Genomic DNA, 11,046 nt, shown 5'->3' with positions numbered 1-11,046 from the left:
TGCAACCCAGCTACCATGATGGAATAACGAGATGAATCCCTCACGGGATTTGTACAACAGAGCCGGTCTCGACTGAAAAATCTCTTTCATAAGATGCATTTAGAAAGTATGTTTAGTGTTAGTTTCGACTGTTTCAGTATTTGGTCTGCATTGTCAGGTTGGAGTGGGCGACAGGGAATTGCCGAAATGCGCTTTCTATTGGAGGAATGCTCATGATCCTCGTTGCTGGAGACCTGCCGATTGAGATCACAGCAGGCTGGCCGCTGACGTCCAGGCCCGGGCGCGGTTCCGCCCTCCGCGCGGCGCCCGATCCGGAAACGCTGTACAGAGAACTCGACAGGCATCACCCGTCCTTCATCTTCTGCCTGCCCGAGCGGAGCAGCCTGCGCGTGGAAGTTATCCTCGATATTCGCGACCGCCTTGCCCCGGACGTGCCGGTGATCTTCGCGAGCGTTGCCGAGGCGGAAGCGGTTGCGCGCGCCAACGAATCTTCGGTCACTTCGACCGACCCGGCCGCGCCGCCACACTGTGCCGTTCATTCGCTCTCTTCCGCCTCTGCCGCTCTGCGCGCCGCCCGGCAGGCAACGGCAAAGCCCCACCATCGCGATGCCCGTCTCAACAGTTTTCTGGATCACGTGCCGATGGCCGTGCTGACAATCGATCCGGAGCGGCGGATCCGTCTCTTCAACAAGGGTGCCGAGAAGATCTTCGGCTACGAGGAGACCGAGGTGCTCGGTCAAGACATGAACATGCTGATACCGGAGGGTAAGCGCGCGCGCCACGATGCGCATGTGGCGCGATTCAAACGCTCCGCAGAGGATATGCGTTTCATGGGCGAGCGCAGCGGGGTCACGGCCTTGCGAAAGGATGGCACCGTGTTCCACGCCGAAGCCGCGGTGTCCAAGGTCCTACTCGGAGCCAAGCCCCATTTTTCCGTTTTTTTGACCGATGCAACACGCCAATGGGAGGCAGATGCGGCACGCCGCCGGAGCGAGGCCGCCCTAGCCCGCGCGCAACGTGTCGCCCAAATCGGCAGTTGGGAATTCGATCCGGGGCGGGGCGCGCTCGAATGGTCAGAGGAAATGGTGCGTATTCACGGCGTCCCCGGGGATCCGGAAGCGCCCGACATCGAGGATTTCTTACGGAACGTGCATGCTGAAGACCGGGACAGGTTCCGTCGCTTGGTGGACGGCGCTCTTCACAGGGCCGAGCCCTTCCAGACGGAAATCCGGATGCAGCCCGAGGGCGCGGCTGCGGAGGTCGTGGATGCTCGGGCCGATATTCAGGCCGACGAACACGGCGATGGCCGTGAACACATCGTCGGGACCAGCCAAGTGATCACGGCCCGCAAGGAGGCCGAGGCGCGCTTTCGCGCCGAGCAGGAAACACTGCGGCTCGTCACTGAGTTGACCACTGACAACATATGGGAGTGGGATATTCAGGACGACGCCTGGCAACTCGAGAAGGGGCGCTCGGCGGGTCCAGACCAAGACCGCCCCGGCGCTGCGCTGGATTTCGACGCCGTGATGGCAATGATCCATCCCGAGGACCGGGAATCGGTTGAAACCGGCCTGCGTCTCGCCGTCCAGGGCGACGTGGAGAACTGGCAGGCGGAATATCGTAGCGTCGGCAGGGATGGCTCTATACGGGAGTTTGAGAACCGTGCAACGATCATCCGCAACGCCTCGGGCAAGGCCGAGCGCCTCGTGGGTGGCCTGTCGGACGTGACCGAGTTCCGCCGACTCGACCGGCAGTTCCACGAAGCCCAGAAGCTGGACACGATCGGCCAGCTCACGGGTGGCCTCGCACATGATTTTAATAACTTGTTGACCATCATACTGGGCAGTGCCGATCTCCTGATGCAGTCATTGACTGATGGACGGGAGCGCGACCAGCTTGCCAGCGTGATCGATGCGGCGGAGCGCGCAGCGAGCCTGACGGACGGACTGCTCGCTTATTCACGCCGCCAGCCGCTCGAGCCGGAGACCGTTGATTTGAACCTTTTGCTCGAGTCTTCCTTCCAACTCCTCCGTCGGGGGATCGAGGAGGGTATTCGGATCGACTATCACCTGAAGGCGTCGCCATCGGTGGTATCGCTCGATCGCGACCGGCTGCAGTCCTCGTTGCTGAATCTTGCAATCAATGCCAGTCACGCGATCGGAGAGCGCGGGCAGATTACGATCGAGACCTCGAATGCCGTGCTGGATGCGGCATATGCCCAGAGACACACCGAGGTTGTGCCCGGATCCTATGTTGTGCTTTCGGTATCCGATAACGGCTGCGGGATGTCCCCCGATGTTCTTGCACAGGCGTTCGATCCGTTCTTTACCATGAAGGGCTCCGGGGTCGGCACGGGGCTCGGGTTGAGCTCGGTCTACGGTTTCGTGAAACAGTCGGGCGGTCATGCCAAGATCTATTCGGAGGTCGGGCACGGCACGACGGTCAAGCTCTACCTTCCGGGAAACGAGGGTGAGGCGGCCGACAGGGATGTCCCAAAGCCGCCGGAAAGCGTGATGGCCCAAGGAGAGCGTGTCCTTGTCGTGGAAGACGATGACGACCTGCGCCGGCACGTCGTCGCCCAAATGGAGCGAATGGGGTACACGGTCATCGCGGCGGCGGATGCGCGGGCCGCGCTCGACACGCTCGAAGCGCGAGACGACATCGCCCTCCTATTCACCGATGTGGTCATGCCGGGCGAGATGAACGGCGCCGAGTTGGCGCGGCATGTCCAGACGCACTGGCCAGATGTGAAAATCCTGTTCACCTCAGGCTACACCGAGAACGCGATCATCCATGACGGCCGACTGGACAAGGGGGTGAACCTGATTAGCAAGCCTTACCGATTCATTGACTTGGCGGTCCGTTTGCGAAAGGTGCTTGAGAGCGCGTGAATGGCTCTCAAACAATAAACGGCGTTCTGCTATTCCCCAGATGACTTGGCACATGCAGGCGTGGCTGCTGCATCGGCTCAATCACTGAGTTCGCACGGACCTGTCCTGAAAGTGCGGTGTGATTGCGATGATACAACCAACAAAAGCAGACCGTCACTGAAGTGCGGAAGAAAGGCAGCAAAGGTGAAGGTTTTCTGATGCGGGTCGCGGCGGAACGCTGCTCACTCGCGCGACCACGACCCGCTTTGGAAAACCTTCACCTTCTCGACCGATGCTGCACCTTGCATCGACGGCAGCTATGCGCAGAAAGGGGGCTTTGCAAAGTTGGGCCATTTCCCAACAGCGGACCTTCGTGTTAAGCGCAACGAAATCGGGCTCTGAGCCCATACCGGTATCCCCGAGACGCTGATCCGTCTGTCGCTGGGAATTTAGGACGCGTGCGACCTGATCGCGAATTTGGAAGCGGCGTTGGGGTGATCGGCCCGCACCGCGTCGTGCCTCACGTCTCGCTCACGAAGGCGGCCAGCGCCATCGGCAGGGGCCAGCGGTTCATCGTATAGACGTGGAGCGACGGGGCGCCGTAGGCGACAAGACGGCGGGCGTGTTCGACCGTCATCGCCGCGGCGAGATAGGGCTCAAGCTCGGGTGTGGCCTTGGCCTCGGCGAACAGCCGGTCGAGCCAGTCCGGCACGGCTGTCCCGTTCATCCGGGCGAAGCGCGTGACCCGGGGCCAGCGCTCCAACGGCATGAGGCCGGGTATGATGGGCGCGTTGATGCCGTTGCGCGCGCAGGCCTCGGTGAAGCGGCCATAGGCAGCCGGATCGAGGACGAACTGACAATAAGCAGCGCCGGCCCCTGCGTCCAGCTTGCGCTTGAGGTGGTCGATATCCGCCTCGGCGCTCTCGGCCTCGGGGTGCGTCTCGGGATGCGCGGCCACAGCGATCTCGAAGTCGTGCCGCGTACGCAGGGCGGCGACAAGCTCGGAGGCATGGGCGAAGCCCGGCGGGACGTGGACGGCCTCGTCGGGTCGATCGCCGCGCAAGGCGAGGATGTGGCGGATGCCCGCCTGCCAGAGCTCGTCCGCCGTCTCCAGCACCGTGTCGCGCGTCATGCCCAGCGAAACGAGGTGCGCCATCACGGGGCGTCCCGTGCGCGCGGCGATCCCGGTCGCGGTCTCGATCGTGAGCGCCCGCGTCGCGCCGCCTCGGCCCATGGTCACCGAGAAGCCGTGCCCGGCCACGGGAGCGAGCCGATCGATGGTCTCCTGAAGCGTGGTGTGCCCAGACTCCTCCTTCGGGGGAAACACCTCGAAGCTTAGCGGCAGGCTGCCGCGCGCCTCGTAAAGGCGGCGCAGGAGGGCGTCCTGCGGCTGGCCGGCGTGGAATGGCACGTCCATGCGGTGGCTCTCTCATATGTGGGCCGTGCCCGGCGCGGGGCTGGGACGGGGATAGGCAGGCTTCGGCCACCCTAACCATAGAGGGGGAGTGGAGAAAGGGGAGGGCTGACGTAACTGAGGTCAACGACTTCAATGCTGTAGGTTTCTCGGAGGCCACGCGAGGCGGTCGAGTAGCGCGCGGTATTGTCTGGCGTCCGAGAAGCGCAGATAGTGAGCTTTGAAAAGGCTGGGCCATTTCCCGATAGCTACCCCTCGTGGTCTGTGGGGCAAATGCCGGGTGAGGACGCCAAGCGAACGTGTGAAAGCCTTTTTTTGTTCCGAACAATTGGCTTTGTAATTGCAGGGAAACGTGTTCTCCTGCCTGCATGCAGAACGACAGCTCCGGCTCTTCTTTCTTTAACTCGCTTCCAACACAAACAAACTTTGCTGTCCTATCAAACGCAAACGTCTATACGCCGCTGCCCGAACATTGGTGGGTCGGAACGTCTGACATCATTGGATCAACCGAGGCAGTTTCTAATGGTCGATACAAAACAGTCAACATGGTCGCTGCGGCCGTGATATCAGCACAGATCAACGCGCATGACGGCGCGTCCTTTCCCTTCATATTTGGCGGAGATGGTGCCGGATTTGCGGTACCTGAAGCATGGAGAGATGATGCCGCTCAGGCATTGGCCGCGGTAAAACTCTGGGCACGTGAAGAGTTCGACATAGGCTTGCGAATTGGGATGGTGCGCGTCTCAGACGTGCGTGCTGCGGGGTTTGACGTGATGGTCGCAAGGTTCCAAGTGTCTGACGGCGTGGATTACTCGATGTTCTCGGGCGGTGGTCTAACTTGGGCAGAAGCACAGATGAAAGCGGGTGCCAATCTTGTGCCGGAAGCACCGGCGGGCACCAAACCCGACCTGACTGGCCTGTCATGCCGATGGAACCATTTGCCAAGCAGGTACGGCACAATCCTATCAGTCATTATACTACCGTGCGACGGCACTTCGGCGGTTGTGTTTTCCGATATTGCAAGTCGTGTTCTGAGCATCGCACGCAATCTTATGCGCGAAGGGCACCCAGTCGACGAGAATGGTCCGGGCGTTCGCTGGCCTCCGATTGGCGCTGCTTTGGAGACTTATGCGCGGCGGGGTGGCGGCACACTGAGGGCGGCCCGCCGAAAGACTCTGCTTGAAAGCTTCGTGGCGTGGACGCTCATCAAAACAGGATTGGTCATAGGTGGCTTTGACGCGCGCCGGTATCGCCGCATGGTGGGCAATAACGCCGACTTCCGCAAATTTGAAGACGGTTTGAAAATGACCCTTGATTGCGACCCAGCAACCGAGAAAAGACTACGGTCATTGCTGGTAAAGGGTTCTGAGGCCGGAATAATTCGGTATGGGATACACACTCAATCAGAGGCGATGATGACCTGTATCGTTCCAAGCATCTTGGCGGACAATCACGTGCATTTTGTCGATGGTGCATCCGGCGGCTATACGAAAGCAGCTCAAACGATGAAAGGCCCAATGAAATTGTAAAATGAATGGTTTTTCAGGGCTTTTGGTCCGAAGCTGCCATCCCCCATGAGTAGGCAAAGGGCGCGTTTAGGCGATCCTGCGCACTTGGAAACGAAGATATATAAAGCTGCTTCGGCCCGCACATCGGTTACTCGACAGACGCACTGCGAAGGTCCGCTCTGACCAGCCCCGCGGTCTCACGCCATGACCGCTTCGGGCTAACACACGTCATCGGCGGCGGTGTCGCCAAAGACAGCTCCGTCCCACGCCGCCAAGACGCCCCACGTCCCACCCACAGTGCCCCCGGAAAGGGCCCCCTTCGGCGGGTCACGGGAGGTTCTGGCTGGGGTGGTAGGATTCGAACCTACGGTACACGGTACCAAAAACCGCTGCCTTACCACTTGGCTACACCCCAGTGTGCTGCGCTCATTACTCCGGCGGTTTGGCCGGATCAAGAGCGCAGCGGAAAAAAAGTGAGCGCGGGCGGCGGCCTGTGCCGCGCGCGCGTCCTGCGCTGCTCAATCGACGATTTCCTCCGCGCCGACGCCCCAGAGCGCGGCCTTCTGCGCCCAGCCGTCATGCCCCCCGGCGGAGAGCGCGCACCACGCCGGGCTGCATTCCGACAGCCGCGCGATCACCCCGGTTTCGAGCCGCGCGATCACCATCGCGCCGGGCTCGGGGCGGGCGTGGAGGTCCAGCAGGTCTTGCTCGACGAGGACCGTGCGCACCCCCGACAGGAGCGAGTAATGCACCCATCCGCCCGCGCCGTCGCGGTCTTCGACGCGGCGCCAGTGGCCGAACTCGGCGGTGATGCGCAGCGGCATGCCGCGGCGCTTGTAGACCCAGTCGATGCGGTGGGTGAGGCTGGGGCCGCGGCGGACATTGGCCTCCGGCGCCTTGAGCGAGACGTAGCGCGGCATCGGCAGCCCGGTCTCCGGCCCGCGGTCCTGCGCCGCGACCGCGGCCGCGCCAAGGGCCGCGACGAGAAAGGCCATGACAAGCCGCCGCATGATCGCTCCCCGATTTCTGCCCGTTCCACCGGCAAGGGTTCTTGTGCCCCGCCTTGTCCTGCGCCACTCTGCCAGCACCGCGCGGGAAAGAAAAGCCGGAGGAGGGCTGCCATGCCGTCAGAAACCCTGAGTGTTGTCGTCACGCGACGCCTGCCCGAGCCGGTCGAGCGGCGGATGCAGGAGCTGTTCGACGTGCGCCTGCGCGAAGACGACGCGCCCATGACCCGCGAGGATCTGGCGGCGGCGATGCAGGAGGCGGATGTGCTGGTGCCGGTGATCACCGACCGGATCGACGCGGGCCTCATCGGGCAGGCGGGCGAGCGGCTCAAGCTCATCGCCAATTACGGCGCGGGCGTCGATCACATCGATGTCGAGACGGCGCGGCAACGCGGCATCCTCGTCTCGAACACGCCCGGCGTGCTGACCGACGACACCGCCGACATGACCATGGCGCTGATGCTCAGTGTCACGCGCCGCCTTCCCGAGGGGCTGGCGGCGATGCAGTCGGGTGACTGGCGCGGCTGGTCGCCGACGGCATTTCTCGGCGGGCGCATCGCCGGGCGGCGGCTGGGGATTCTCGGCATGGGGCGGATCGGGCAGGCGGTGGCGCACCGCGCTGCGGCCTTTGGCATGCAGGTGCATTACCACAACCGCCGTCGGCTGCGCCCCGAGATCGAGGAGGAAACCGGTGCGACATACTGGGAAAGCCTCGACCAGATGGTGGCACGGATGGACGTGCTCAGCATCAACTGCCCGCACACGCCCTCAACCTTTCACCTGATGAACGCCCGGCGGCTGCGGCTGATGAAACCCGAGGCGGTGATCGTCAACACCAGCCGCGGCGAGGTGATCGACGAGAACGCGCTGACCCGGATGCTGCGCGCGGGCGAGATCGCGGGGGCCGGGCTCGATGTCTACGAGCGGGGTGCCGAGATCAATCCGCGCCTGCGCGAATTGCCCAACGTGGTGCTGCTGCCGCATATGGGATCGGCCACCCGCGAGGCGCGGGTCGAGATGGGCGAGAAGGTCATCATCAACATCAAGACCTTTGAGGACGGCCACCGCCCGCCCGATCAGGTCGTGCCGGCGATGCTCTGAGCGGCGGTGGATTTCGGGATATTCCTTGCCACCGCGCCGGGGCTGGAGGCGGCGCTGGTCGAGGAGGTCGCGGCGCTGGATCTCGGCCCCGCGCGGGCCGTACCCGGCGGTGTCGGGATCACCGGTGGCTGGCCCGAGGTGTGGCGTGCGAACCTGCAGGTTCGCGGCGCGAACCGTGTGCTTGCCCGCATCGGGGAATTCCGCGCGATGCACCTCGCGCAGCTCGACAAGCGGGCGCGCAAGTTCGATTGGGAATCGGTGCTGCGCGCCGATGTGCCGATCCGGGTCGAGGCGACCTGCCGCCGCTCGAAAATCTACCACGCCGGGGCCGCGACGCAGCGCATCGCGCGCGCGATCACCGAGACCCTCGGCGCGCCGGAGGGGGGCGAGGGGGCGATCCGGGTCATGGCCCGGATCGAGGACGACCTCGTGAGCCTGAGCATCGACACCTCGGGCGAGCCGCTGCACCGGCGCGGCCACAAGCTGGCCACCGGCAAGGCCCCGCTGCGCGAGACGCTGGCGGCGCTTTTTCTGCGGCAATGCGGCTATGACGGGACCGAGCCGGTGCTCGATCCGATGTGCGGCTCGGGCACATTCGCGATCGAGGCCGCCGAAATCGCCTGCGGCCTCGTGCCCGGGCGCGACCGGCGCTTTGCCTTCGAGGATCTCGCGACGTTCGACGCGCCCGCGTGGCAGGCGATGCGCGCAGGCCCCGCGCCGCGCGCCACGGACCTGCGATTCGCCGGGTTCGACCGCGACGCCGGTGCGGCACGCATGGCGACCGATAACGCCGCGCGCGCGGGCGTGGCGGGGTGTACCGCCTTTGCCTGCCAGCCTGTCTCGGCGCTCACCCGTCCCGAGGGGCCGCCCGGCCTTGTCATGGTCAACCCGCCCTATGGTGCGCGGATCGGCAACCGCAAGCTGCTCTTTGGCCTCTATGGCAGCCTCGGCGAGACCCTGCGCCGCGAGATGCGCGGCTGGCGCGTCGGGCTGGTGACGAGCGATGACGGGCTGGCGCGGGCGACCGGGTTGCCGTTCTTGCCTCCGGGCCCGCCGGTGGCGCATGGTGGGCTCAAGGTGACGCTGTGGCGGACCGAGCCGCTGTGACAGGAGGGCGAAAGATGCGCGCGATCCTTGCAACCCTTGTCTGCCTCGGCCTGCCCGTGGCCGCGCAACAGGCCGCCGACACGGTCGCGCCCGAGGGGCCGGGGGCGGGGGCGCTGCATATTCCCAAGATGCTGCGCGCCTCGGCAGAGGCCAAGGCGGCGGGCCGCCCGGCAGTGGCCGGGGACTGGATGATCGCCGCCGCGCACCCGCGCGCAGTCGAGGCGGGGGCCGGGGTGCTGCGTGCGGGCGGAACGGCGACGGATGCGATGGTCGCGGCGCAGGCGGTGCTGGGGCTGGTGGAGCCGCAAAGCTCGGGCCTGGGCGGCGGCGCGTTCCTCGTCTGGCATGACGGGGACACCGGCGAGATCACCACGCTCGACGGGCGCGAGACCGCCCCCCTCGCCGCCACGCCAACGCTGTTTCAGGACGCCAATGGCAAGCCGCTCGATTTCTTCGAGGCGGTGGTGGGCGGGCGCTCGGTGGGGGTGCCGGGCACGCCCGCGCTGATGGCCGAGGCGCACGAGCGCTGGGGCAGGGCGGACTGGTCCGGGCTCTTCGACGACGCGATCCGGCTGGCGGAGGAGGGCTTCGCGGTCAGCCCGCGCCTGGCGGGACTGGTGGCGCGTGATGCCGGGCGGCTGGCGCGGTTCGAGAGCACCCGCGCCTATTTCCTGCCCGGGGGCGCGCCGCTGCGCGCCGGCGAGACCTTGCGCAACCCCGCCTATGCCGAGACGCTGCGCATCCTGGCGCAGCAGGGGCCGGAGCCGTTCTATACCGGCGACGTCGCCGCCGATATCGCGGCGAGTGTGCAGGGGGCTGCGGGCAATCCGGGGCGGCTGAGCGAAACCGATCTCGCCATCTATGCCGTGCGGGAACGCGATCCGGTCTGCGCGCCCTATCGCCGATACGAGGTCTGCGGCATGGGCCCGCCCTCGTCGGGCGGTGTCACCGTGGGGCAGATCCTCGGGCTGCTTGCGCCCCATGACCTTGCCGCGCTCGGTCCTGACAGCGCCGAGGCGTGGCGACTGATCGGCGATGCCAGCCGACTCGCGTTTGCCGATCGGGGGCGCTACCTCGCCGACAGCGATTTCGTGCCGGTGCCGGTGCGCGGGCTGCTCGATCCCGGCTACCTGCGGGGCCGGTCGCGCCTCTTGCGCGGCGACGACGCCCTGCCGGAGGTGGCCCCCGGCACGCCCGAATTCGATCATGCGCTGGGCTGGGGCGACGGGGAGACGCTGTCGCAACCCTCGACCTCGCATATCTCCATCGTCGACGCGCATGGCAACGCGCTGTCGATGACCACCACCATCGAGAACGCCTTTGGCTCGCGGCTGATGGTGCGGGGCTTCCTGCTCAACAACGAGTTGACGGATTTCTCCTTTGCCAGCCATCAGGACGGTCGCGCGGTTGCCAATGCCGTGGCCCCGGGCAAGCGCCCCCGCTCGTCCATGGCCCCCACGATCCTGCGCCGCGACCGGCAGCCGGTGCTGGTGCTGGGCAGCCCGGGGGGCAGCCGGATCATCGGCTATGTCGCCAAGACCATCATTGCCTGGGCGGATTGGGGGATGGATGTGCAGGAGGCGGTGACGCTGCCGCATCTCGTCAACCGCTTTGGTCGCTATGACATCGAGCCCGCAGCGGCGCGGCTCGCCCCGGCGCTTGAGGGGATGGGCTATGAGGTGGAAGCGCGGGCGCTCACCTCGGGGCTGCACGCGGTCGAGATCGGGGAGCGTCTGACAGGCGGTGCCGACCCGCGCCGCGAGGGGCTGGCCTACGGCGAGTGACAGCGCGCCACCCGCCGCCGAAAGATTCATTTTTTTCGAAAAAACCTCTTGCGACTCTCCGCAGCTATCCGTAGATACACCTTCACCGACGCGGCGGAGACGCCACGACGGGCCGCTCGACGGGCCGACAGGTTGCGAAGCGGAATAAAACTCTGAGGCAGACGAGGCGGGGCGCGCCGGGCAAGTTGGGCGCACTCTGTTTTGATTTTGTCTCTTGCTCTTTGACATGATGTATATCTGAAGAGATATGTGGGC

7 protein-coding genes and 1 tRNA gene are annotated in these 11,046 nt (G+C 65.1%); 5 read left to right on the top strand and 3 right to left on the bottom strand.

Annotated features, from left to right (window positions below; translation table 11 throughout):
- Positions 1-212: 212 nt before the first annotated feature.
- Positions 213-2,891: a hybrid sensor histidine kinase/response regulator gene (locus tag ACFFU4_RS18290; RefSeq protein ID WP_377071340.1), complete on the top strand. Its 2,679-nt coding sequence runs from the start codon at positions 213-215 to the stop codon at positions 2,889-2,891.
- A 499-nt stretch (positions 2,892-3,390) separates the two neighbouring features.
- Here the strand turns inward: ACFFU4_RS18290 and ACFFU4_RS18285 are convergent, their stop codons facing one another.
- A complete protein-coding gene (locus ACFFU4_RS18285) occupies positions 3,391-4,287 on the bottom strand; it encodes a methylenetetrahydrofolate reductase (protein WP_377071339.1) in 897 nt (298 codons plus the stop codon).
- A 365-nt stretch (positions 4,288-4,652) separates the two neighbouring features.
- Here ACFFU4_RS18285 and ACFFU4_RS18280 point away from each other — a divergent pair, with 365 nt between their 5' ends.
- Positions 4,653-5,813, top strand: a complete 1,161-nt coding sequence (locus tag ACFFU4_RS18280) for a DUF3095 domain-containing protein (protein WP_377071338.1) — start codon at positions 4,653-4,655, stop codon at positions 5,811-5,813.
- Between the two features lie 319 nt (positions 5,814-6,132).
- Here ACFFU4_RS18280 and ACFFU4_RS18275 read toward each other — a convergent pair.
- Positions 6,133-6,207: transfer RNA gene (locus ACFFU4_RS18275), tRNA-Gln, on the bottom strand.
- A 103-nt stretch (positions 6,208-6,310) separates the two neighbouring features.
- Positions 6,311-6,802, bottom strand: a complete 492-nt coding sequence (locus tag ACFFU4_RS18270) for an SH3 domain-containing protein (protein WP_377071337.1) — start codon at positions 6,800-6,802, stop codon at positions 6,311-6,313.
- 111 nt (positions 6,803-6,913) lie between these two features.
- Between ACFFU4_RS18270 and ACFFU4_RS18265 the strand changes: the two genes are divergently transcribed.
- From ACFFU4_RS18265 to ggt, 3 genes are read left to right on the top strand one after another with little or no spacing between them, the layout of a single operon-like run.
- On the top strand, positions 6,914-7,900 hold the full coding sequence (locus tag ACFFU4_RS18265) for a 2-hydroxyacid dehydrogenase (RefSeq protein WP_377071336.1): 987 nt from the start codon (positions 6,914-6,916) through the stop codon (positions 7,898-7,900).
- Positions 7,901-7,906: 6 nt separating this feature from the next.
- Complete coding sequence (locus ACFFU4_RS18260; RefSeq protein WP_377071335.1) at positions 7,907-9,007, top strand: THUMP domain-containing class I SAM-dependent RNA methyltransferase; 1,101 nt, start codon at positions 7,907-7,909, stop codon at positions 9,005-9,007.
- 14 nt (positions 9,008-9,021) lie between these two features.
- On the top strand, positions 9,022-10,791 hold the full coding sequence (gene ggt, locus ACFFU4_RS18255; RefSeq protein WP_377071334.1) for a gamma-glutamyltransferase: 1,770 nt from the start codon (positions 9,022-9,024) through the stop codon (positions 10,789-10,791).
- The last annotated feature ends 255 nt before the right edge of the window (positions 10,792-11,046 follow it).

It is taken from the genome of Roseovarius ramblicola, assembly GCF_042430665.1.
GTDB lineage: Bacteria > Pseudomonadota > Alphaproteobacteria > Rhodobacterales > Rhodobacteraceae > Roseovarius > Roseovarius ramblicola.
The sequence above is the reverse complement of the archived record's forward strand: the minus strand, read 5'-3'. Positions and strand labels throughout refer to the sequence as shown.

What these genes read in the sequence shown, in the direction of transcription:
- ACFFU4_RS18280 (WP_377071338.1), top strand. Translation starts at nt 4,653, where the DNA reads ATGCAGAACGACAGCTCCGGCTCTTCTTTCTTTAACTCGCTTCCAACA.
- ggt (WP_377071334.1), top strand. Translation starts at nt 9,022, where the DNA reads ATGCGCGCGATCCTTGCAACCCTTGTCTGCCTCGGCCTGCCCGTGGCC.
- ACFFU4_RS18270 (WP_377071337.1), bottom strand. Translation starts at nt 6,802, where the DNA reads ATGCGGCGGCTTGTCATGGCCTTTCTCGTCGCGGCCCTTGGCGCGGCC.
- ACFFU4_RS18290 (WP_377071340.1), top strand. Translation starts at nt 213, where the DNA reads ATGATCCTCGTTGCTGGAGACCTGCCGATTGAGATCACAGCAGGCTGG.
- ACFFU4_RS18265 (WP_377071336.1), top strand. Translation starts at nt 6,914, where the DNA reads ATGCCGTCAGAAACCCTGAGTGTTGTCGTCACGCGACGCCTGCCCGAG.
- ACFFU4_RS18285 (WP_377071339.1), bottom strand. Translation starts at nt 4,287, where the DNA reads ATGGACGTGCCATTCCACGCCGGCCAGCCGCAGGACGCCCTCCTGCGC.